Origin of the sequence: Fredinandcohnia quinoae (assembly GCF_022427965.1) — a bacterium.
In the GTDB taxonomy this organism is placed as follows: Bacteria; Bacillota; Bacilli; order Bacillales; family Bacillaceae_L; genus Ferdinandcohnia; species Ferdinandcohnia quinoae.
This window is the reverse complement of record NZ_JAKTTI010000013.1, coordinates 14,924-39,009: the sequence shown is the minus strand read 5'-3', so window position 1 is coordinate 39,009 and position 24,086 is coordinate 14,924. Positions and strand designations below refer to the sequence as shown.

At 34.8% G+C, this 24,086-nt stretch carries 23 protein-coding genes; 8 read left to right on the top strand and 15 right to left on the bottom strand.

The genetic code is table 11. The features are described 5' to 3' along the window. Positions 1-24: 24 nt before the first annotated feature. The 4 genes from MJG50_RS10075 to MJG50_RS10060 all read left to right on the top strand — a co-directional run bounded on the left by MJG50_RS10075 (position 25) and on the right by MJG50_RS10060 (position 1,610). Positions 25-207, top strand: a complete 183-nt coding sequence (locus MJG50_RS10075) for a hypothetical protein (RefSeq protein WP_240255366.1) — start codon at positions 25-27, stop codon at positions 205-207. Positions 208-221: 14 nt separating this feature from the next. Continuing rightward, positions 222-740 (top strand): hypothetical protein, encoded by a 519-nt coding sequence (locus MJG50_RS10070; protein ID WP_240255364.1) that lies wholly within the window; start codon positions 222-224, stop codon positions 738-740. A gap of 71 nt (positions 741-811) precedes the next feature. Further along, positions 812-949 carry a hypothetical protein gene (locus MJG50_RS10065; RefSeq protein ID WP_240255362.1) on the top strand — a complete coding sequence of 46 codons (138 nt, stop codon included), beginning with the start codon at positions 812-814 and terminating at the stop codon, positions 947-949. 136 nt (positions 950-1,085) lie between these two features. Beyond that, on the top strand, positions 1,086-1,610 hold the full coding sequence (locus MJG50_RS10060) for a Type 1 glutamine amidotransferase-like domain-containing protein (protein ID WP_240255360.1): 525 nt from the start codon (positions 1,086-1,088) through the stop codon (positions 1,608-1,610). 162 nt (positions 1,611-1,772) lie between these two features. Here MJG50_RS10060 and MJG50_RS10055 read toward each other — a convergent pair whose 3' ends face one another. Further along, positions 1,773-2,891 (bottom strand): tyrosine-type recombinase/integrase, encoded by a 1,119-nt coding sequence (locus MJG50_RS10055; protein WP_240255358.1) that lies wholly within the window; start codon positions 2,889-2,891, stop codon positions 1,773-1,775. A gap of 734 nt (positions 2,892-3,625) precedes the next feature. Here MJG50_RS10055 and MJG50_RS10050 point away from each other — a divergent pair. Then, positions 3,626-3,973 carry a hypothetical protein gene (locus MJG50_RS10050; protein ID WP_240255356.1) on the top strand — a complete coding sequence of 116 codons (348 nt, stop codon included), beginning with the start codon at positions 3,626-3,628 and terminating at the stop codon, positions 3,971-3,973. A gap of 111 nt (positions 3,974-4,084) precedes the next feature. Here the strand turns inward: MJG50_RS10050 and uppS are convergent, their stop codons facing one another. Together uppS and MJG50_RS10040 are read right to left on the bottom strand one after the other, a co-directional pair. After that, complete coding sequence (uppS, locus tag MJG50_RS10045; RefSeq protein WP_240255354.1) at positions 4,085-4,846, bottom strand: undecaprenyl pyrophosphate synthase; 762 nt, start codon at positions 4,844-4,846, stop codon at positions 4,085-4,087. Beyond that, entirely contained in the window at positions 4,837-5,655 is an 819-nt protein-coding gene (locus MJG50_RS10040; RefSeq protein ID WP_240255352.1) for a DUF817 domain-containing protein, read from the bottom strand. Before MJG50_RS10040 ends, uppS begins: the two co-directional genes overlap by 10 nt. Positions 5,656-5,913: 258 nt before the next feature. On the opposite strand from MJG50_RS10040, the gene MJG50_RS10035 reads away from it, so the two are divergent. Next, complete coding sequence (locus MJG50_RS10035; RefSeq protein ID WP_240255454.1) at positions 5,914-7,086, top strand: alanyl-tRNA editing protein; 1,173 nt, start codon at positions 5,914-5,916, stop codon at positions 7,084-7,086. A 59-nt stretch (positions 7,087-7,145) separates the two neighbouring features. On the opposite strand, the gene ytvI is transcribed toward MJG50_RS10035, so the two are convergent. From ytvI to MJG50_RS10010, 5 genes are all read right to left on the bottom strand, one after another. Then, positions 7,146-8,201, bottom strand: coding sequence for a sporulation integral membrane protein YtvI (ytvI, locus tag MJG50_RS10030; protein ID WP_240255351.1), 1,056 nt, complete (start codon positions 8,199-8,201; stop codon positions 7,146-7,148). Between the two features lie 166 nt (positions 8,202-8,367). Further along, positions 8,368-10,806: a DNA topoisomerase IV subunit A gene (gene parC, locus MJG50_RS10025; protein ID WP_240255350.1), complete on the bottom strand. Its 2,439-nt coding sequence runs from the start codon at positions 10,804-10,806 to the stop codon at positions 8,368-8,370. 22 nt (positions 10,807-10,828) lie between these two features. Beyond that, positions 10,829-12,793 (bottom strand): DNA topoisomerase IV subunit B, encoded by a 1,965-nt coding sequence (parE, locus tag MJG50_RS10020; protein WP_240255349.1) that lies wholly within the window; start codon positions 12,791-12,793, stop codon positions 10,829-10,831. A gap of 229 nt (positions 12,794-13,022) precedes the next feature. Then, positions 13,023-13,436 carry a CoA-binding protein gene (locus tag MJG50_RS10015; RefSeq protein ID WP_240255347.1) on the bottom strand — a complete coding sequence of 138 codons (414 nt, stop codon included), beginning with the start codon at positions 13,434-13,436 and terminating at the stop codon, positions 13,023-13,025. 61 nt (positions 13,437-13,497) lie between these two features. Then, on the bottom strand, positions 13,498-15,231 hold the full coding sequence (locus MJG50_RS10010; RefSeq protein ID WP_240255345.1) for a glycosyl hydrolase family 18 protein: 1,734 nt from the start codon (positions 15,229-15,231) through the stop codon (positions 13,498-13,500). Positions 15,232-15,410: 179 nt separating this feature from the next. Here MJG50_RS10010 and plsY point away from each other — a divergent pair, with 179 nt between their 5' ends. Next, a complete protein-coding gene (gene plsY, locus MJG50_RS10005; protein ID WP_240255344.1) occupies positions 15,411-16,010 on the top strand; it encodes a glycerol-3-phosphate 1-O-acyltransferase PlsY in 600 nt (199 codons plus the stop codon). 62 nt (positions 16,011-16,072) lie between these two features. Here plsY and MJG50_RS10000 read toward each other — a convergent pair whose 3' ends face one another. Continuing rightward, the gene (locus tag MJG50_RS10000) at positions 16,073-17,860 is read right to left on the bottom strand and encodes a S9 family peptidase (RefSeq protein WP_240255342.1); all 1,788 of its coding nucleotides are present in this window, start codon (positions 17,858-17,860) and stop codon (positions 16,073-16,075) included. Between the two features lie 262 nt (positions 17,861-18,122). On the opposite strand from MJG50_RS10000, the gene MJG50_RS09995 reads away from it, so the two are divergent. Next, a complete protein-coding gene (locus MJG50_RS09995; protein WP_275695574.1) occupies positions 18,123-19,232 on the top strand; it encodes a CapA family protein in 1,110 nt (369 codons plus the stop codon). A 44-nt stretch (positions 19,233-19,276) separates the two neighbouring features. Here MJG50_RS09995 and MJG50_RS09990 read toward each other — a convergent pair whose 3' ends face one another. From MJG50_RS09990 to acnA, 6 genes are all read right to left on the bottom strand, one after another. Then, positions 19,277-19,702 carry an acyl-CoA thioesterase gene (locus tag MJG50_RS09990; RefSeq protein ID WP_240255338.1) on the bottom strand — a complete coding sequence of 142 codons (426 nt, stop codon included), beginning with the start codon at positions 19,700-19,702 and terminating at the stop codon, positions 19,277-19,279. Positions 19,703-19,835: 133 nt separating this feature from the next. Further along, positions 19,836-20,069 (bottom strand): small acid-soluble spore protein Tlp, encoded by a 234-nt coding sequence (gene tlp, locus MJG50_RS09985; RefSeq protein ID WP_240255336.1) that lies wholly within the window; start codon positions 20,067-20,069, stop codon positions 19,836-19,838. A 97-nt stretch (positions 20,070-20,166) separates the two neighbouring features. Then, positions 20,167-20,313: an acid-soluble spore protein N gene (locus MJG50_RS09980; RefSeq protein ID WP_240255335.1), complete on the bottom strand. Its 147-nt coding sequence runs from the start codon at positions 20,311-20,313 to the stop codon at positions 20,167-20,169. A gap of 83 nt (positions 20,314-20,396) precedes the next feature. Next, positions 20,397-20,537, bottom strand: coding sequence for an FbpB family small basic protein (locus MJG50_RS09975; RefSeq protein ID WP_431307269.1), 141 nt, complete (start codon positions 20,535-20,537; stop codon positions 20,397-20,399). Positions 20,538-20,654: 117 nt separating this feature from the next. Then, the gene (locus MJG50_RS09970; RefSeq protein WP_240255331.1) at positions 20,655-21,176 is read right to left on the bottom strand and encodes a TlpA disulfide reductase family protein; all 522 of its coding nucleotides are present in this window, start codon (positions 21,174-21,176) and stop codon (positions 20,655-20,657) included. A 149-nt stretch (positions 21,177-21,325) separates the two neighbouring features. Beyond that, positions 21,326-24,034, bottom strand: coding sequence for an aconitate hydratase AcnA (acnA, locus tag MJG50_RS09965; protein ID WP_240255329.1), 2,709 nt, complete (start codon positions 24,032-24,034; stop codon positions 21,326-21,328). Positions 24,035-24,086 lie beyond the last annotated feature (52 nt).

Sequence of the window (24,086 nt, the reverse complement as noted above, 5' to 3'; positions counted from 1 at the left end):
TAATTATTTATAGGAGGGATTGTGATGGTAACTTTTGCAAAAAGAACAGCGTTAAAGTTGGATAAAGTAGATAATCAAAAGATATTACATGAGTTGAAATCGGAGAAGATTGCCAATATCAATCCAGATTATAGAGCGTTTTTAAACTCTTGTATCCGTATATCAGCAAATGTTAATAACAATAAAACAACTCATAGAATATTCTGAGGAGTAAGACCATAATGAATTTCGATAATATAGAATTTTTACCCTTGGACCAAACCTACCAGTTAGTTCAAGGGTTTTCTTGTGGTGATAACTGGATAGATGGTTACTTAAAACAACCAAATAATGCTTTATTTGATCATAATTTAGGGATTTCATCTACTACAACATTGATGTATGAGGGAGAAGTAATTGCTTTTTTTACTGCTAATTGTTCACACCTTGAAATACCTATGGAAGAAGCTAGAGAAATAGGGTTACAAGATGATTTATTCATCCCGGCTATTGAAGTAAAGTTTCTAGGAGTTAGGACAGACTTAAAACAGATAGGAATTGGGACATATTTGCTACAGTTCATCATAGGTAAAGTACTTGAAATTACACCGATATTCACATGCCGATATATTTTCCTTTGGTCTGTTGAGGATAAGGTAAAATACTATCAGAATAGATACTTCCAAACAACTGGAAAGGAAGAAAATGGACTTCATTTAATGAAGTTTCTAGTACCTACATATTTTACGATAGAGGAATAATAGATTTCCAGAATAAATTGTCATGTAAGGGGATATAAATGTATAAATAACCTTTATATGGTGGTGGATATATGAAACTAGGTGCTAAGAAAATTATTGGAGGTAACGCAAAGGACTTTATTAATGAAATGAAAACAGAGAACCATTCAAAGTCGAAGAACAAATTCATGAAAGATGCGAAAGCAATCGCAAAGAAGCATACTAAATAATTTTAAAATTATTTACTAGTAAACTGGAGGATATTATGAAATTTTATCTTTCATCTTATAAATTGGGAATGAAGAGCAGATACTAATAGAGTTAACTAAAAAAAGCAATAAAAAAGTAGCGTATATCAATAATGCATTGGATTTTGCGACTGATTTAGAAAGAAAAAATATGAGTGATGCAGCGGACATATCAGATCTTCAAAGAATAGGTTTCACAGTGGATATATTGGATTTGAAAAAGTACTTTAGTAACCACGAAGAATTGAAAGAAAAGCTTGATCAATACGATGTAATTTGGGTAAGAGGTGGAAATACTTTTGTTCTGGCACAAGCTATGAGGCTAAGTGGTTTTGATGAAATTATTAAAAAATATTATAGCGAAAAAAGAGACATTCTGTATGGAGGATATAGTGCGGGCTGCTGTATCCTTGGTCCAACGTTAAAAGGCATTCATTTAGCAGATGAACCTGAGCAGAAGCCGTATGGGGAAGAGCATCAAACAATTTGGGAAGGTTTACGTATATTGAATTATGTAATTGTCCCACATTATAAATCAGACCACCGAGAATCTATCATTATGAATAGAGCGATAGAATATATGATTGAGAATAAAACTCTATTTAAAGCGTTGAGGGATGGAGAAGTAATTATCATTGAATGAATCTACAGGTAAAATTTGATTAATGAATGTATGTTGAAGTTAAAAAGCCTAATTCTTCGCTGAAAATACGGAAGAACTAGGCTTTATTTATCTTGATTGATCCTTAAAAGCCAATTACGTCGTTACCTATTGGTATTTCTAAAAGAGATAGCATCGTTAAGTTCATCTAAACATATTCACATTATGTAAATGAACATGTGTATTATCTTGATTTACACGTTCCAAGTAGATATTAGTGGTTGAGATATCTGAATGACCGGCCCAATCTTTCACTACCGCAAGTGGAACATCATTTTCGAGTAACATGGTTACAAATGTGTGACGGAACCAGTGCGGTGAGACATTCGAATTTTTCCCTGCCAAATGAACGGCTTCCTTCACAATTTTATAAAGAGCCGGATAGGTTAACCGCTTTTTATGTTCACACGGTTCCTTTTTATTGTATAGAGCGAAAAAAAGTGGACTAATGTCCTCTGGGTCTATGTCAATCGACTCTCCTAGGCTCCTTCGATAATTGAATAATACCTCTGTCGTCTCATCTTTGATAGGAATGGTTCTTGGTTTTTTCCCTTTACCAATCACATCCGCATATAAATGACCTTGGCGATTATAACGAAAACTTCCCCAATTCAAACTTAATAGCTCACTAGCACGCAGACCTGTCGTATAGAGAAGGTAGGCTATCAATAGATTACGTTTTTCTAACTGTTCACGATTTCTGTTTGCCTTCACAATTTTAGGAAAGAAGGAAATCAAATATTCCGCATCTTTTTGATTCAATTCTCGAACTTGAACGCGAGTTTGTGCATCCTCTGAACTAGTTTCTTCTATAATATGATGTCCTTTTTTAGACGTAGGTTTTGAGATCCAGGTAGAAAGATGAGCTTTATAGAATTGTGTTTCATACCCAAAATCTAATAATCTTCGAAAAAACTCTAATTTTCTTATCGCAGATTTAGCTGCATATTTTTCTTTTATATACTTATTGTATGCTTTTACTTCCGGAAAACCGATGTCCCGAAAAGATAGCGAATGATCCATTAAATAGATAAGCAGCGTTTTAGCATCCGAACGGTATGCTTTAATTGTATGGGGAGAAAGTTGCTTATCTTGAGTAAAAATTTTTTCAAAAAAGAATAACTCCAAAAATTCTTGCTCAGAACTATCCGATAGGGAGAGGTTTCTATTTTCATCAAGCAAGTGTCGGTGTTCTAATTGTTTTTGCAATTGCATTAAATATTGTTCACTTGTCATGTGATTCAAAATGGTTAAATCATTCATTTTTTAGTCTCCTAATTTCAAGTTGTCAATAATTTTATTATGTATAGTAAAGATAACTCTTACTTATCTTTACTTATATATTATCATAAATTATTTGTTCGATATAATAATTTACTTAAAACTTTTCTATTTTTTCTGGTGTCTGAGATTCGCTCTCAGACGAAATTAATTTTCTTTTCTAAGGTCATTGGTCATTAATTTTGTTAGAGAGCTATTGGAACATATCGAGAGTTAAATTTGATAAAGAAAAATTCTTTATAGAGCATTCAAGTTAGGATGGAAATAAAGGATTTAGTATTCAATCACTAAATAAAAAAGAAGCGAACATATTTTAGTTCACTTCTCCTTAAAATAAAATGACCCACCTTGGTCCGCTTTGTTAAGAGGCGTGGTGGGTTCTATTAATGTTATAATATATCTATTATGGGTTCGAGTCATTGTTTTTAAGTTCTTGAACAATAAATGACACATTTTCATTTCATAGGATTAACTTCACCGTAACAGTAGTCATGGAGTAGGTGATGCGAAGAGGTCCCGATAATGAATCATATCTGAACTAAGTACTTCGGGTTATTGGTATTATTACACTTTTACAAGTTTACATAATATATATTCTCGGAAGCTAGTTAATTAAATATAAAAAAATAACAATAAATCAACATGCCTAATTTTCGGCTGTTGTGATATACTTTTATCAAAAATACAGTAATTTCTCATATAAGGAGTTAATGATCTTGCCTTACGAAAGCAAAATTAGAACCTATAATCCTGACCGTGTAACTAAAAACACGACTATTAGTCAAAGCCTATTACAGAACATTAAGCTTCTTGCTGAAAAATTGGATAAGCCTTATAACTCCTTAATTGAAGAAGGAATTGACTATGTCTTAATTACATATAAAAAACAAAAAGATTTAATACCGCCTGCAAAACCTTTAGATCGAAAACAACTAGGTACAACTTTTAGTGAAGTTCAATATAATCAACTAAAAGATCGTGCAAAAAAGTTAAAAACCCAAACAAATACGCTAATTGAAATTGGAATGAACTATGTGCTTGAAAATAGAAAAGAAAATAAGTAAGAATCCCCCCTCTTATCATTATTAAATTAGTTTACATAATATTTTTATGATGAACCAAAGATTTTTTCAAATCTTAACGGATAGCATCTGCAAATTACAGATGTTCACTACTTATATTCCGCCAAACCTTCTTTTTCGTTTCCGATATTCTTCCACTGCTAGCAGAAATTCCTTCTCTGTGAAATCCGGCCACAACACATCTGTAAACCAGAATTCTGTGTAGGCAAGCTGCCAAAGCAGGAAATTGCTCAAGCGTTTTTCCCCTCCCGTACGAATTAGAAGGTCAGGGTCTTTCATACCAGCTGTATACAGGTATCCTGAAAACTGCCGTTCGTCCAGTTCATCCAGTGATAATTTTGCATTGTTTATATCCGTTATCATCTCTTTCATTGCATGTAAAATCTCGTGTCTGCTTCCATAGTTAAGTGCAATATTCATCTGAAGACCATCATTATCCACTGTACGATCTATTGCATACTGTACGGCTTCACGTGTATAGGTTGGAAGGTTCTCCATATCACCGATTACCTCAATTCGTACATTATTAGATATAAGTTCTGGTAGATAAATTTGTAGAAACTCTTTGGGAAGTCTCAATATAAAGTCTATTTCAGTCTTTGGTCGTTTCCAGTTTTCCTTGGAAAACGTATAAAGTGTCAGAACCTTCACCTTACATTTGACTGCTGCATTGACAATCTTTACGACTGTAGATACTCCTTCTTTATGGCCAGCAGCTCTTACCATGCCTCGCTTCCCTGCCCAGCGTCCATTTCCATCCATAATTATTGCTATATGATTCGGTGTATTATCTTCCGGATAATACAAAGATTCTTCCGAATGTTTGTTATTGAAAAAAGGTATTTTCATAGACATTTTCCACCTCCGGGTATGTTGTTGTTCTCTTCCATTCTCATCTTTGTGGAATAATCCCCTTTTACCTGTTTTAATGTGGCTACAATCAAAAAGCTAACTATCACTAATAATAGCCATGAACTCACCTTTCCTAAATGAACGAGACTCCATGCATCATTTTGGTTTGGATATTCCCAAGCGCCAAAAAACGTTGCAATATTTTCAGCTATCCAGATAAAAAAGCCAATAAGTACAAAAGAAAATGCAAGTGGCATACGATAACCAGTTCCATTCACCTCGTATGTGACCCATGACTTCCAAAAGACAATCATAACGATACCAGATAACCACCAACGCATGTCAATCAAATAATGGTGGGTAAAAAAATTAAAATAAATTGCAGCTGCAAGTGGGACAACCAGGTAATACGAAGGCCACTTAACTAGTTCAACCTTCATCCTCCTCCATGCCTGGCAAAGATAGCTAGCTACACTTGCGTACATGAATCCACTATACAAAGGCACTCCAAATATTTTGAAATATCCTTCCTCTGGATAAGACCATGATCCCATATGTGTTTTAAAAACTTCAAGCGCAAGTCCAATAAGGTGAAACACTGTGATTACCTTTAGTTCATCGAGTGTTTCAAGCCTAGAATACACCATCCACCACTGCATCAGAAGGCAGATGATGAGCAACCAGTCATATCGAGATAGGTAAGGAAGTGGCAGAATTTTAGTAATAGCCAAAGAGGCAAAAATTACGACAGGAAACAAACATGATAATGTCTGCACCCACCCAAAATGAACAAGCTGTTTTAGTGATCTCATGTTTATCCATTCCCTTCGCTTCGTTCAACAAAAAGCATCTCACTTATTTATTGTCATTCTGAAATTTAACACATAATTTATCGTTTTGCAATAAAACTTTATCAATATTTATATTATTTTTATTGATAAACAGATTTTAATTATATAAAATAAAAACCTACTAGCGTTTTTAATACAATAGTAAGTTGATAAATTTTCACTCTTCTATTATCTTTAAACTATTACATAGATCATTTTGAAAGGAAGATTATATTGGCTGTGAAACTTTATTACTCCTCCCCATATTTATCATCATGGGCTACAAAGGTTAAAGATATATTTCAAAAAGATCAGGAGTTTATTGTTACCCTCGAGGAAACTGCCTTCTATCCTGAAGGCGGCGGTCAACCTGCCGATACAGGGTATATTAATGATATTGAGGTAATTGATGTATATAGTGAAAATGGTGAGGTCTATCATAAACTTCCCCATCCCCCACTTTCAAACGAAGTTCAATGTCAATTAGATTGGAATCGGAGATTGGATCATATGCAACAGCATACTGGTCAACACATCCTTTCTGCAGTTTGTATTGATTTATTTGATGCACATACCTCCAGTTTCCATTTAGGTAAGGAAATTGTTTCGATTGATTTAAGTATTCCTGAGCTTACTGAATCTCAACTACTTCAGATTGAGCAACAAGTGAATCAATATATTTATGAAAATCATGATATTACTACCTTTTTTGTAACAAAAGAAGAATTAAGCTCCCTCCCTCTCCGTAAACAGCCGGATATAGATGAGGATATAAGAATCGTTCAAATCGGAAACATTGACACGTCGGCATGTGCGGGAACACATGTGTCAAAAACCGGAGAACTTGGCATTCTAAAACTATTAAAAACTGAAAAAAGCAAAGGAAATACACGCGTTTATTTTAAATGTGGCTGGCGTGCCCTTCATGATTATCAAGAAACACATACTGTTTTAACAGCTGTTGCTGCAAATTATAGTACAAATCGAGAGGGACTGTTAGATAAGATTACGAAACTAGATAATGAAATAAAACAACTTCAAAAACAGATTGATACACTAAAAACCGAAAACAATCATTTCATCGCCAACGAGCTCATCAAAAATCATAAGGAGAAAATAATCAAGCAAGAATATCCTGATAAAACCCTAAAAGAACTTCAGGGAATATCAAGTCATCTAACTGAGCTAACTAGCTCCCCTATTTTGTTGATTACTTTACTAGAAAACAAATTATTACTCACACATAATGGTTCAATGTCTATTCATTGTGGTCAGCTTTTTAAAGAAGAACTCTCACGCTTTAATGGAAAAGGCGGTGGGAATAAAAATTCCGCACAAGCAAGTTTCCAGAATGTAAATGAGCTGGAAGCTTTCAAACAATATGTTATGGATTCGTTAAATGATTATATGTAGTAAATGTAAAAGGCGCATCTTTTCTAAATAATGAAAAGATGCGCCTCTATTAACATAAGTTAAAGTTTATTCGATTTAAAATTAATATTAATTAACCCTGCTTTCGTTAAGGAATCATAAAATACGACAATTGCTGGTCCTAACAATAACCCAAGAATCCCCATAATTTTAAATCCTAAATACATGCTGATTAATGCTGCTAATGCACTAATACCGAAATTTGTTGAATAGATTTTAGGCTCCACTATTTTTCGTACGATTGTAATGACTAAAAATAGAATTATAAGCCCAAAACCAAGGGTTTGATTATCATTAATAAAACCAAATACAGCCCAAGGTACTAGGAAGGAACCCGCCCCAAGTATAGGTAATAAATCTACTAATACGACTAATAAGGTTAGTACCAGGATATACTTAACATCCAGGATATACAGACCTAAAAACGTTAAGATGAATGTTAGGCCACTAAAAACAATTTGAGCTTTTAAAAATCCAATTATCAACCGTTTTAACTGGGTTGTTACAATTTGTACTTTTTCAATTGTAGATTCATGCAGCATTTCTTTTATTCTCGATTTGATTTTTGGTACTTCATTTAAAAATAAAAAGGCGGCTACAAGATACACAATTAACTCTAAAAGAAATTCAGGGATACTCGAAACAATCCCAAATGTTCCTTCTGTAATATTTTTAGCAAATACAATTAAAAGGTCTTTTAGAGAATATAAAGTATTTTCAATCGAATCAATGACTTCAATCGGTAAATCCTTAGAATATTTTTCCCATTTCTCTAATAATGTTTGAATTTTTTCCGTGTTCAGTCCCGATACATAGAATGGAATATTCTTGATAAACATAATCAATTGATTTATGATTACAGTTACGATTAAATACCCAATTAATAGTAAAAAGATTAAGAAAACAAAAAATGTTACCGTAACGGAATATATACGTTTGAATTTATAATTTTTTACCAAAAAATTGACAATCGGGTCTAACATTAGTGCAGTTAAGAATGCCAGAATAAGCGGTATTGATAGTGGTATCAGATAAATCAAAACGATCAGTGCAATAAGCAGTAGAATCGTTTTTTTATTTATGTACTTTTTAATCATCATCTCTCATATTTACCTACCCTCTTCTATCAGAAAATCACAAGTTTATGTATATTTTTATTGTACAGGAAAGTAGCTTTATTTAAAATAAAAATCTTTTTAAAAATGTTTTTGGGTAATAATTATTAAAAAGCTATTGATATTAAAATACCAATAGCTTTTTTGATTAATTTTCTTCTTCTTTATCAGTTGTAACAATCCATGTATCAATGACTTCTCCTGCGTCATTTGAATCAATTACAAATGAACCATTACTGTATCGATCATTCGGACGCAATGTGTTGGACGGTATCGCTTCAATCTTTCCATTTTGTGTTTTAATAAAAATTTCATCAATTGCAGTAACAAGATGACTTCCGACAATACGATGTGGGTTGTTTTTGAGCTCTCGTAACATTACTACCCCACGCTTCGCCCTTGTCGCTTTTTCAAATTCAGTAAGCCTCATCTTTTTAACCGCACCACGTTGGGTAATAATCCCTATATCCTTAGGTAAAGATTCTGCAAAAATATTACCCGAAATTACATAATCCCCATCTTTTAGATTAATACCTTTGACCCCTGCTGCTCTAGCCCCAACGATATTTACTTCTTCCTCATCAAACCATAATGCATATCCATAATTTGTTGTTAGAAAAATGTTCATTTTACCATCTGTTAGGTGAACATCAATTACTTCATCGTCTTTTTTCAAATTAATTGCAACTAATGGCTTAGAATAGCGTTGTGCCTTGTAGTGAGTAAGCTCTGTCCTTTTAACCATCCCATTTTTCGTTATAAACAGTAAAAACTCCGGCGAGTCAAAGCCTTTAACAGGAATTGCTTCCACAATAAACTCATCACGATCAATACTAATAATATTGGCAACATGTTGTCCTAAATCCTTCCACCGTATATCAGGGAGCTCATGCACTGGACAATATAAATAATTACCTTTATTAGTGAAAAGTAATAAAGTATCAGTCGTATTAATCTCAAATTTACCTATAAGCCTATCCGTATCCTTCATACCGAAATCTTGCCCATTCGATGCAGCGTGTGAACGTAAACTTGTCCGTTTGACATAACCATCCTGAGTGACCGTTACAATTACGTCCTCAGAAGGTATCATAACTTCTAAGTTAATTTTAATTTCTTCAATTTCGTCTTCGATTTTCGAACGACGCTCATCTGCGTATGTTTTTTTAACCCGCTTCAGGTCGGATTTAATGACATGGAAGAGCTTTTCTTCATGATTTAAAATTTCATTTAATTCCATAATTTTATGATTAAGTTCTGCAAACTCCTGCTCTAATGCAGTGATATCTGTATTAGTTAAGCGATATAATTGCAAGGATACGATCGCTTCAGACTGTGGTTCAGTAAAGGCAAATTCTTTGATTAGGTTATTTTTAGCATCCCTTTTATCCTTCGAACTACGGATTGTAGCAATAACCTCATCTAAAATCGATAAAGCCTTTATCAAGCCTTCTACAACATGCTGTCTTTCCTTTGCCTTTTCTAATTCATATGTAGAACGGTTCGTAACGACTTCTTTTTGATGATTAATATATGCATCAAGCATTTTAGGAAGACTCATCAATGTAGGTCGTTTATTTAAAATCGCAACCATATTGAAATTATATGTTATTTGCAAATCACTATTTTTGTATAGGTAATTCAGAACTCCTGCCGCATCAGCATCTTTCTTTAATTCAATGACAATTCTTAGGCCTGTTCGATCTGTTTCATCTCGAACCTCACTCATTCCCTCAAGTTTTCGGTCTAAGCGGAATTCATCCATTTTCTTAACAAGATTTGCTTTATTAATTTCATATGGAATTTCAGTGATGACGATTTGTTGTTTTCCACCACGTAGATCTTCAATCTCAGCTTTTCCTCTGACAATGATCTTCCCTTTTCCAGTCTCATAAGCCTTTTTAATACCTTCAAGACCTTGGATAATTCCCCCGGTAGGAAAATCGGGACCTTTTACTACTCTCATTAAATCATCAACAGTAGTGTCCGGTTTATCAATTCTCATAATTGTCGCATCAATGACTTCCCCTAAATGGTGTGGTGGAATATCAGTAGCATAACCTGCTGAAATCCCTGTGGAACCATTAACTAATAGGTTCGGATACATTGCTGGAAAGACGACAGGCTCTTGACTCGTATCGTCAAAGTTAGGGACAAAATCAACGGTCCGCTTATCAATATCCCTTAAGAGCTCAGAAGCAAGTTTCGATAATCTTGCTTCAGTATAACGCATTGCTGCAGGCGGATCGCCATCAATGCTCCCGTTGTTCCCATGCATCTCTACAAGTACATTCCGAACCTTCCAGTCCTGGCTCAAACGTACCATCGCTTCATAGACAGAAGTATCTCCGTGGGGGTGATAATTACCAATAACATTACCAACCGTTTTTGCGGATTTTCTAAAGCCCTTATCAGCTGTATTTCCTTCCACATGCATCGCATATAATATTCTTCTTTGTACCGGTTTTAATCCATCCCTCGCATCAGGTAATGCACGTTCTTGAATAATGTATTTACTATATCGCCCAAAACGATCGCCAAGTACATCCTCAAGAGGCAAATCACGATATTTCTCTGTCTGAATCATCTATTTTAACTCTCCTTCTGGCTTACTGAACATCAATGCTAGAAATATTTTCATTGTCCAATATATTTGAATCTTCCTCTAATCCAAATGCAACATTGGATTCAATCCATTTCCGACGTGGTTCAACCTTATCACCCATTAAGGTTGTCACTCTTCTTTCTGCTCTTGCTGCATCATCAATCCGTACTCGAATCAATGTTCTAGTTTCTGGATTCATTGTCGTATCCCAGAGCTGGTCTGCATTCATTTCACCTAACCCTTTGTACCTTTGGATAATATAGCCTTTTCCAATCTTATCAATAGCACTTTGTAACTCATCATCTGACCAAGCATATTCAAGTAATTCTTTTTTACCAGATCCTTTACTAACTTTATATAGTGGAGGTAATGCAATATATACTTTTCCAGCTTCAATAAGAGGTTTCATATAACGATAAAAGAACGTTAGTAATAGTACTTGGATATGGGCTCCATCTGTATCAGCATCTGTCATAATGATGACTTTATCATAGTTAATATCTGGGACTGAAAAATCTGCCCCTACTCCGCCACCGACTGCATGAATAATTGTATTGATTTCTTCATTTTTAAAAATATCAGTAAGTTTTGCCTTCTCTGTATTTATTACTTTACCACGTAGTGGCAGTACAGCTTGGAATCGTCGATCTCGTCCTTGTTTCGCAGAACCCCCAGCAGAGTCACCCTCTACTAAATATAGTTCGTTTTTTTCAGGATTACGTGATTGTGCAGGTGTTAATTTTCCACTTAATACTGCTTCTGATCTTTTTTTCTTTTTCCCGCTTCTTGCATCTTCTCTTGCTTTTCGAGCTGCTTCACGAGCTTGAAATGCCTTGATAGACTTTTTAACTAGCAATGTGCTAGTATCAGGATTTTCCTCAAAGAAATATGCAAGGTTTTCAGAGACAATAGAATCTACCGCAGATCTCGCCTCACTTGTACCAAGCTTTCCTTTTGTTTGACCTTCAAATTGTAGTAGCTCTTCTGGAATCCTAACGGAAACAATTGCGGTTAGACCTTCTCGAATATCTGAACCATCCAAATTTTTATCCTTTTCCTTTAACATCCCCACTTTTCGTGAATACTCATTAAAAGCTCGTGTTAAGGCAGTCTTTGAACCTGCTTCATGGGTTCCTCCATCTTTTGTGCGTACATTATTAACAAATGATAGAATGTTCTCTGAGTATCCATCATTAAATTGGAATGAAAATTCTACTTCGATTCGATTATGGACACCTTCAAAAGAAACAACAGGATGCAATACATCCTTTTCTTCATTTAAATAATTGACAAACGCCTCGATACCATTCTCATAATGAAATACTTCATGAAACTCATTACGTTCATCAATTAGCTCAATTTTTAATCCTTTTAATAAGAAGGCAGATTCACGTAATCGCTCACTTAATGTTTCAAAATTGTATGTGGTCGTACTAAAAATAGAAGCGTCTGGTTTAAAATGAATCGTTGTTCCAGATTGATTCGTTTTCCCAATATTCTCTAGAGTCGTTGTTGGTATTCCACCATTTTCAAATCTTTGTTCATATACAAAACCATTACGTCTTATCGTTACTTTTAACCATTCCGACAAAGCGTTTACAACGGATGCTCCTACTCCGTGTAAGCCACCACTTACTTTATAGCCACCTTGCCCAAATTTTCCACCAGCATGTAATACTGTAAAAATAACTTCTGGGGTAGGCTTTCCTGTTTTATGCATTCCGGTTGGCATTCCTCGACCCTTATCCTGGACACTTATACTATTATCTTTATGAATTTTTACAATGACGTGATTTCCATATCCAGCAAGTGCTTCATCAACAGCATTGTCGACGATCTCATAGACAAGATGATGAAGTCCTTTGCTATCTGTACTGCCAATATACATACCAGGCCTTTTTCTGACGGCTTCCAGGCCTTCCAATACTTGAATTGCATCATCATTGTAATCAAATTGTTGCTTAACCAAATAACATACCCCTTTCATCTACAAAACTTGGAATGATCCAAGCCATAAACCAACCAGTGGTTTTTTCTCTTTTAATACGTAAAAAAACATATTTATATTTAGAACAAACGTTTTACTTTTTATAGGCTCTCTCTATTTATTTTAGCTGTTTATCCAGATTTGGCAAATCGTTTATAATAAAAAACGAAAAATCCCTGTATAAAGAACAAGGATTTTACCGAATCTGACTTTATTTTGTTAATGCATGTTCTACCTTAATACAACGATCCATTACAACAGTATAGCCCCGACCTTTTAAAAATTCATATGCTTCTTCATTTTGTAGCCCAAGTTGTGCCCAAAAAACATCTGCATCAATTTCGTCGAATTCCTTTGCAACATCGTGTAAATGCTCAGAGCGACGAAATACATTAACAATATCTACATGTCCTTCAATTTCTTTAAGATTTTTAACAGCCTTTACTCCTAATACTTCATCAATGGTTGGATTAACGGGAATGATTTCATATCCAGCATCTTGCATTGCTTTACTAACCATGTAAGACGTTTTTTCAGGATTACCAGACAATCCAACAACCGCTATTCGTTTGCTTTTCTTCAAAATTGCACCAAGCTCGGGACGTGATGGAATCTCAATTGTCATGTTAGCTAATGCCTCCTTCTCCGCATTTTTCATAGTATTTCGGTTAAAAGTTTTTTTATTATTATTTTTTATTTTCTTCTTTTAATGCTTGAGATATAGATGTCCAAGCAGTGTCATTTGCAAAAAATCTAGTCCACGAAGCAACCCCTGCTAGATCATATTTATGAATTAGCTGTATTCGTTTTTGAAGTGAAAGTTCATCCTCAATCCAAATTTTATACGTTGCTTTTTCATTATCATCACGATATTCGACATAGTTTTGACCAGATTGTTCATCATAAGTAGGTGTTAAATTTCGTTCTTTGATCCATTGTTGTACGTCGTTCATACTTAAAGCCTTCGAGGATACTTCAACATTTCCCGCTTCAGTGTCAGCTTCCTTCCAAATTCTTGCGTACAATGGCACAGCTAGAACAAGCTGATCATGAGGAACTACTTCAAGTAGTCTTTCCAAATTCCTTTCAACCCATGGTAGACTTGCAACACTACCTGAGACTGGTGATGTACCCCAATGCTCATCATAAGCCATTACAACCATATAATCTACAACTGCTGCAAGCTTTTCACGCTCATAAAATTTCGACCAAGTACTACTATCTGATATAAAAGTGATGTCCATCGATACAACTAATCCTGCTTTATGCAAATAGGGTGTTGCCTCTTTTATAAATTGAGTGACAAGTGGCCCATCGGCTTCATTCACATTTTCAATATCAAAATTGATACCATCTAACTGATACATATTACTATATTCAAGAAGTTGGCGAATGATTTTCTTCCTCGTTTCGAAGTCATTAAATGCTTCATGAGTTTTTTCTGGGTCAAAATCATTTGAGAATAAGCCCCATACCTGATAACCCTTAGATTGCGCCCACTCCCTATAAGCAGTAGAACCCAAGTTCTTAACATCACCTTCATTATTTTTTAATGAAAACCATGTGGGTGATACAATATTAACTCCTGTCATATTAGGGATTAATTTTGTATTTGGATTTTTTGAATATACTGCTTCCCATGTAAGATTAATAGGTAATGAAAGTGCTTGTAATGGTGATTGTACTCTTTCCTGCGGTTTTATTGCTAGTTTTTTTGAATCCCCTACATTTAAAATATCTTTTTTTACAAAGCCTGCGATTCCATTCTCTTTACGAATATAGTAATAATTTTCAACATCCTTTTCAATATAAACATTCTCACTAGGTTTAACCTCGCTTACATAAGGTGTTGATAAATCTGCCTCACTCCGCATGTGTAATAAATATTCTTTTTGATTGTCCTTCACTACACCTTTTTGAATTGTATCTCCATTTCTCTTTAAAACTGTTATACCCGTTTCTTTATGATACTTGTATTGAACCTGATATAAGCTTTGAAATGGATCGATTGAAATATATGGAGTATTATCTTTTGTAGTATAAATTGGAAACTCTAACTTATGTGGTTCTTCATTAACAAATATCGTCAATGATTCTGACGGCATTTGATAAACCTTCTCTTTTGTTGTGAGAATGATTGAGTTTGAATCTTGATCAATAATTATACCGTCATCCAATGTTGCTTGAATAAATGATAAAGGAAAATAGACAGTACCATTTTCAATTAAAGCCTCATCAGGATAAATTTCGCCGTCAGAAATGATCGGATATTTCATATTTGTGAAGGTTGTTTTCTCTTTTGATGGAAAAGGATACAACCATAATACTAAACTAGTACCAATTAAAATAAATGACAAGATGAAGCCGAATAAGATAAAGGTTGATGATGTTTTTCGTTTTGTTCTTTCAATTCTAGACATAAAATTATCCTCCCTAACGACATGTTACGGGATTTTTGTCGAAATGAAAAGAAAAAATCATAAAATGCTAAAAATTTCTGTATAATGTTTATACATGGACAAACATGGTATATTTATAATTATAACGCTTAATAGGGTTCGTACTTATTAGTAGTCTTTATGCAGGAGGAATTATGTGTATGATAGTTGATGTATTAATAATAATTACTGCTTATTTGCTAGGTTCAATACCCTCAGGCCTATTGGTGGGGAAAATTGGCTTTGGTATTGATATTAGACAGCATGGAAGTGGCAATTTAGGAGGAACAAACACGTTCCGAACACTTGGCGTGAAAGCTGGTTTAATTGTAACAATCGCAGACATTTTAAAAGGAACATTGGCAACCGCATTACCATTACTATTTTCTAGTTCAATTCATCCTTTGCTAATCGGGGTGATTGCGGTCATTGGTCATATGTATCCAATTTTTGCAGGCTTTAAAGGTGGGAAAGCAGTTGCAACCTCTGGTGGAGTACTTCTTTGTTATAATCCAATTTTATTTCTAACAGCCGTTATTAGCTTTTTTATTTCATTGTTTTTCTCAAAAATGGTATCTCTTTCATCTATGATTACCGCACTCATTTGTGTCATCTATAGCATTATCTATAGCTTTATTGTTGAAGTAGATATCCCTTTAATCATGATTGTATCTGTACTGGCTATTTTTGTCTTTTATCGACACCGTGCAAATATAAGTCGTATAAAAAACAAAACTGAACCTAAGATCAAATGGCTATAACTGGATAATTGCAAATGAACAAACCCTCCACTTATGGTAATTGGAGGGTTTGTTCGATGATGTTAGATAAATCGATCAAAGAATTCTAATATTGCACGATTTACTTTTATTTCGTTTTCCTTTTTAGAGAATCCATGTCCTTCATCTTCCAACACTAAGTATTCAACTTTGACACCTTTCTCTTGTAAAGCTTGCACAATCTGGTCAGATTCTGCCTTCACAACACGTGGATCATTTGCTCCTTGAATCACGAGCATCGGCTTAACCATTTGATCTAAATAAGTAATTGGTGAATATTCAATCAACTTTTCTCGATCTTCAACCGGGTCACCTACCCATTGATTCATGACAGGCTTCCAGTGCTCTGGGACAGATTCTATGAATGAGAATAAATCACTTGGGCCAAAGATATCAACAACGGCTTTAAAGTATTCAGCATGTCTTCCGTGGAGTAGTAATGACATATATCCTCCGTAACTACCACCAAGTAATAAAATCTTTTCCCGGTCTGCATAGCCATTTTTAATTAGCCATTCTAAACCTTCTATATTATCTAATCTTGGACCATGACCCCAGTCTCCCTCAACCATCTTTGTGAATGACAAACCATATCCAGTCGAACCACGGAAGTTTGGTGCAAAAACACTATAGCCGCGATTAACTAAAAATTGAAACATGGATCGGAAGGATTTTCGCTCTGCTGCTTGTGGACCACCATGCGGCCATAAAACAACATGACCATTTGAAACATCTTCATTAGCTTTGAAAAATAATGCTTCTAATTCTAATCCATCAAAGGAAGGATATTTGATAACTTCTGGTGTAATGAGTTCCTCCTCTGCTACCCCTGGGACACCATAATTCGTGCAAGCGTCCCACACCTTCTTTTGCGCTTCCATTCGGTAAATATTGAATGGAATTGTTGCAGATCTTCCTAAGAGGAATAAACTATTCGCTTCGGTGACAATGAGTTTCTCGATTACAGATACCGGTGTGTCTACTCTATTTACATCACCAGTTGCCAAATCATACGTATAGAGGAAGTCCTCAACACCTTTTTCACTAACAATATAAAGCGATTGACTCAGTTTATTGTAATGGATCCCTTTAAATGCTTCCTTTTCAAACGAAAGGACTTTTTGAAATTCCGCTTTTACACAATCATATTTAGCCAGGTAAGAAAAATCATCAGCATAATCTGTCACAAAATAAATTTCATCTTCAGATATATATAAAACATCAGAAACTGTATGCTGTTCTTCTGTTGGTGGAGTTAATAATAACTCTTTTCCATCCTTGTGCAAGTATGCCAATGTATATGTATTAGCAAACATTTTTATATGAACATTACTTTTCTCTTCAGGACTTAATAATCCAAAATATGTTGCACCACCTTTTCCCTCATTCACTAATGTCTCTTCCCCTGATTCTAAATCATAGCAATACGAATTTAAATACATTGGATTTTCTTTTGTCGTTGTATAGTATAGACGCTTACCGTCCTTAGAAAGGACTGGATTCATATGCCTATGACCTTCCAATAGACGGATTGGTTTCAGCTCGCCTCCTTGAGGTTGTAGGGCATATAATTGTGTATTTTCATCCCCATCTTTATCAAAACCAGCAATCATGAACTCTCCATTTTTATCGTATACAAGTTCTTGGCAGCTTTGATCAATAAATGTTAGTGGGTATGGAAATGTATTAGGAAGATCCATTGCCCATAAATTATACTTACCACTTAAATTTGTACTGAAAACAATTTGTTTCTCATCAGGACTAACTGTGAAGTTTTGGATAGCAAATGTTCGAAAAAATTGCTCAACATCCGGTTTTTGAAATTTCAACATACGAACACCCTCTTACAATTTTTTATCTTGCCAATAATAAATATATTCGACAAAATTAATCTTAATCCTCTTCCTTTTATTTCGAATTATGAAATATTTTTTACCATTACTTTTTTGACAACTTTCGATAAAAAACCAACATTTTTACGGTGAATTGTATTATAGTAAGAGTATCTTATAGGGGGAGTTTTGTGTTGTGAGGAGAAAGAGAAAGAGAAAAAGCTATTCATCATTTGTTGTATATTTAATTTGTTTTTTAATCATGCTTTCATGTGCGCTATTCTTTGTCATTAACTATGCAATGGAAAGCGGTGGCTCAACTGAGGTATTACATGCCCAAAATCACGAGAACAAGAAAAGTGAATATGAGTTTAAACCATTCTCGAGTTCGATGACCCTCGCTGCTGTTGGGGATATATTAATTCATGGCACCGTGTATAAGGATGCTAGTACGGGCAATAGATATGATTTCAAACCAATGTTTGCTAATGTAAAAGAGCTATTACTGCAACCAGATCTTACAATAGCAAATCAAGAAACAATTGTTGGTGGAACTGAGATTGGTCTATCAACATATCCATCATTTAATAGTCCTTTTGAGGTAGCTGACGCTCTTCAAGATGCAGGAGTTGATATCGTCTCAATAGCTAATAATCACACACTTGATCGTGGAGAAAAAGCTATTATAAGTGCAACAGGTTATCTAGATAAAATTGGTATGGCTTATACCGGTGGTTATCGTAGTATCGAAGACCGCAATGTTATCCGTATTCTTAATCGAAATGGAATTAAAATAGCATTTCTTTCATACACCTATGGAACAAATGGAATACCAGTTCCAGAGGGCAAAGAATACTTAGTGAATTTAATTGATATGCCACAAATAAAAAAAGACATTGCCCAAGCAAAAGAGGTTTCAGATGTAATCGCAGTGAGCATGCATTGGGGAAATGAGTATCAACGGATTCCGTCTGATGAACAAAAAAGTCTAGCAAAAGAGTTAGCAGACGAAGGTGTTGATATCATTATTGGCCATCATCCACATGTACTTCAACCAATGGAATGGGTAAAAGGAAAAGACGGTCATGATACATTCGTAATTTATTCTTTAGGAAACTTTTTATCAGGACAAATGAAGAATTATAAAGATATTGGTGGCGTTTTACAAATCGAAATCGTTAAGGAGGTAAAATCTCCGAATGATACAATAATTCGTCTTCAAAAACCAGTATTTACACCGACATATGTCACAAATCAGCGATACCATAATTTTAAAATTGTCCCATTAAAAAAGGCTGCATCAGTCGGGTTAACTAATGCACAAGCTATCGATCAAGAGATCAATGAGTTTATGAATCAATGGCTTAAATAAGTTGTTCAAAAAAGTAAGACACTTCTGCTTGAAGTGTCTTTTTGTTATTCTTCTTTTTTCTTTGCTTTTTCGTATGCCTCATGCCAATCTGGAAAAAGTTTTCGAATCCGAATTGGTCGGAAGCTATCTTTCTTAACGCAAACATGTGAAGATGTCCCGGTAACGGAGGTTGAACCATCAGGAGTTATAATTTCATAACCATATATGACCTTAATACCATCATAATAATCAATCCATGTTTTAATCATTGCAACCTGTCCATATCTCATTGGCATTTTGTATGAAATTTGCAAATCAATAACCGGTGATAGGATCCCTTCGTTCTCCATTTCTGCATAATTAAATCCCAAATCCTTAATTAATTGAGTTCTCCCAACTTCCATCCATACTAAATAATTCGCGTGGTAAACAACTCCCATTTGATCTGTTTCAGCATATCGAACTTCTATTTCTTTTGTTGAAATTTGCAAGATGTTCCCCTCCTTCAACGTATTTCATATGTAGAATATTATTATAGTATCACATCCACTGGACAACGACATGGCATACGCTCCTAAAAAATAATAACCAGACAATTCGCTGCCTGGTTACATACAGATTTATTTATTGGAAGCCATTTTCACGTGCTTTGGCTTCATCCTGAATTTCACTTTTCATTCCTTCAATACTTTCTTCCCTACGTTGATTTTTAGCCTTAATATTTTGCTTCTCATGTTCAGATGCAAATTCCATTGTTGCATTAGCCTCATTTATATTTTCTTGAGTATTTTGAACCATATCCTGCAATTTCTCTACATTATCGCTACGGTCATCAGGTTTTGGGTTATTATGTGTCATGCAAGTTCCTCCTAATAAATTAGTTATTACATATCCTATTGTGCTTCATCTGTTTAAAAATATAACTAAAAAAAGGACGTTAAAACGTCCCTTTTCCTTATTCACCTTTAGTCTGGATCACTTGTGCATGTTTTCCTGATTTATCTTGCATTTTTTTTCCTTTGTTTCCACCAAATCCACGTGGTTGTGTACCGATATGATTTGGATTAAAATGTGATGGTTTGTCATTACTTTGATGTGACATACATTTTCGCCCCCTCATTACTCATTATCACCTGAGAGCTTCAATTTCATGTAAGAAAATGATTTGGCGAAAATCTCCATTCGTTATTCAGCCTTCACTTGTCTCTTTTGATCTAATCTTGCTTCAATTCGATCCATCGCTTCTTTATCTTTTAATAATTGATTTCTATTTTCTGAAACGAGCTCTTCAAATGATATCTTTCTAATTTTTCGCAATTTTCTCACCTTCCTCTTACTACTATTGTAATATTAGTAATCTCCAAAAAACGCTCTAATTATTACAAATTTTCGAAAATTGTTGGAAAATAAAAAAGAACAAGAGGAGTATTCCCCTTGTTATTGTTAATCCAGTTTATTAATATATTGTTTCATCATCTTTAAATCCATTTGCCCTCTGATAAAATCATTTAAAGTGCCATCGGAATTGATAAAGAATGTCACAGGTAAACCTAATACTTCATAGTCACTACTTGCTCTGTTTTTTTCATCTAAAAGGATCGGGAATGTATATCCTTTACCATCAATGAAATTCTTAGCATTTTCAACTTTAACCTCCGATGCTGTCATATTAATAGCAAGTACTTCAACATCATCATTTCTTGTTTCATAATATTTTTGGATTTCTGGCATCTCTTCTCGGCAAGGCTTACACCATGAAGCCCAAAAATTAACAACTACTTTTTTCCCTTTCAAACTAGATAAGCTAATCATTTCCCCATCCTTATCGATCAATGGTAGTTCAAAATCTGGTGCCGTATTACCAATTTCAATACCAACAACCTCTCGCTTTTGATCAATCGAATATTGCCAAAATGCGTATCCTAAAAGTCCAACTAACACGAGAATTGCGATAATCTTTTTCATAAAAAAATTTCCTCCTAAAAAATGCAGAGAAAAAGGATTCCCTATATATTTGCTCTCTCTTATTTAAACATATAATGAAACAAAATAATAATGTTTTGGCAATTTAAAAAAGGCGGTTTTGTGAAATTCACAAAACCACCTTTAAAAATTTATGCTTTCATTTTGTCACGAAGAACCATTTGTAGAATTCCACCATGACGATAGTAATCAATTTCAACATCACTATCAAAACGAACAAGTACTTCAAATTCTTTTTTGTTGCCCGCTTCATCAGTAGCTGTTACTTTCACGTAATCACGAGGTTTTACGTTTTCATCGATTTGAACTTCAATTGTTTCTTTTCCTGTTAGTCCTAAGCTTTCGGCATTTTCACCTTGTTTAAACTGTAATGGCAGAACACCCATTAATACAAGATTACTACGGTGAATACGCTCAAAGCTCTCAGCAATAACTGTCTTAATGCCAAGTAAGTTTGTACCTTTCGCAGCCCAGTCACGAGAGCTTCCCATACCATAATCATTACCTGCTAAAACAACTAGACCAGTATTATCTTGTTTATATTTCATACAAGCATCATAGATAGACATAACTTCACCAGTTGGCCAATAAGTTGTCCATCCACCTTCTGTTCCAGGTGCAATTTGATTACGAATACGAATGTTTGCAAATGTACCTCTTGTCATAACACGGTCATTACCACGTCTAGAACCATAAGAGTTAAAGTCACGTGGAGTTACACCTTTTTCTTGTAAGTATAGACCTGCTGGAGTATCTTTTCCAATTGAACCAGCTGGCGAAATATGGTCAGTTGTAACTGAATCACCAAATTTACCTACAACACGAAGACCACTTAATGGTTTTACTTCTCCTGCTTCTGCTGAAAGTCCTTCAAAGAAAGGAGGATTTTGAATGTAAGTTGATTCATCGTCCCACACGTATAATGCTTCATCAGTGCTTTCAATTTCATTCCAACGTTTATTATCATCAAATACACGCTCATATTCTTTTCTGAATAATTCAGGTGTAACTGTTTGCTTAACAACTGCTTTTACTTCATCCATAGTTGGCCAGATATCATTAAAGAATACATCGTTGCCATCTTTATCTTTTCCTAATGGTTCTTTTTGAAGATCAACATCAACTGTACCCGCTAACGCATAAGCAACTACTAATGGAGGTGATGCTAAATAGTTACCTTTCACTAGTGGATGAATACGACCTTCAAAGTTACGGTTACCTGACAATACTGAAGTAATGACTAAATCATTTTCCGCAACTGCCTTTTCAATTTCAGGAGCTAACGGACCAGAGTTACCGATACATGTAGTACATCCATAACCAACTGTACTAAAACCTAACTTTTCTAGATACGGAAGTAACCCAGAATCAGTTAAATAACCTGTAACAACCTTTGAACCAGGTGCTAATGAAGTTTTCACATATTTAGGAACTTCTAAGCCTTTTTCAACTGCTTTTTTCGCTACAAGACCTGCGCCTAGCATTACATATGGATTTGAAGTATTTGTACAGCTAGTAATTGCAGCAATTGCAATCGAACCTGTTTTCATATTAACTTCTTCACCATTGTCGAATTGGACAGTAATCTCCTTATTAATTTCGTCAGGAGTTAGTCCATATCCTTGGTTACCAGTAGCTGTAAGGGCTTTATTGTAAGCTTCTTTCATCTCTGATAAAGGAATTAAATCTTGAGGACGCTTAGGACCTGAAAGATTAGCTTCGATTTCTGAAAGGTTAATCTCTACAACAGAAGTAAAAGTAGGATCTTCTAGATCTGGTGTATAGAATAAACCATTAGCTTTACAATAAGCCTCAACGACTTTAATTTGATGCTCATCACGGCCAGTAAGACGTAAATACTCAAGTGCCTCACCATCTACTGGGAAGAATCCACAAGTAGCACCATATTCTGGAGCCATATTTGAGATTGTTGCACGATCTGCTAATGGAAGCTGAGAAACCCCAGGACCGTAGAATTCCACAAATTTCCCTACAACACCTTTTTGACGTAATACTTGGGTAACCTTAAGTGCAAGGTCGGTTGCAGTTGTACCATTTGGAAGTGTACCAACTAGTTTCACACCAATTACTTCAGGAACTGGGAAGTATGAAGGCTGTCCGAGCATACCTGCTTCAGCTTCAATACCACCAACACCCCAACCTAAAACACCAATACCATTGATCATTGTAGTATGTGAATCAGTACCAACTAGTGTATCTGGGAATGATTCAAATTCACCATTTTCTCCTTCAATTGCATGAACAACATTTGCTAAATATTCAAGGTTTACTTGGTGAACGATACCAGTTGCTGGTGGAACTGCACGATAATTATCAAAAGACTTTTGTGCCCAGCTTAGGAATTTATATCGCTCCGCATTACGTTCAAATTCTAAATCCATGTTAAATTGTAATGCATCAAGAGTTCCAGCTCTATCAACCTGAACAGAGTGGTCGATAACTAAATCAACAGGTATTTCAGGATTGATTTTATCAGGATCCCCACCCATATCAGCCATTGCTTTACGTAATGATGCCAAATCAACTACAGCTGGCACACCAGTAAAATCTTGTAAAATAACACGTGATGGTTTAAATGGTACATCCACCTCTTGAAGTTCATTTGTTCCCCATTTTGCTAAATTCTCTACATGTTCTTTTTTAATAACTCTTCCATCCACTTGTCGTAAAACTGATTCTAATAGGACTTTAATTGAATATGGTAATTTTGATACTTTACCAATGTTCGCGTTTTCAAGAGCTTGCAAGTTGTAATAATTATACGTTTTGCCATCTACTTCGAATGAAGAGCGTGCTTGAAATACGTCTTGTTTCGTCATATGTTAAACCCCCTCATGAAAATAACTTTCAACAAATTGTCGAAATTAAAGA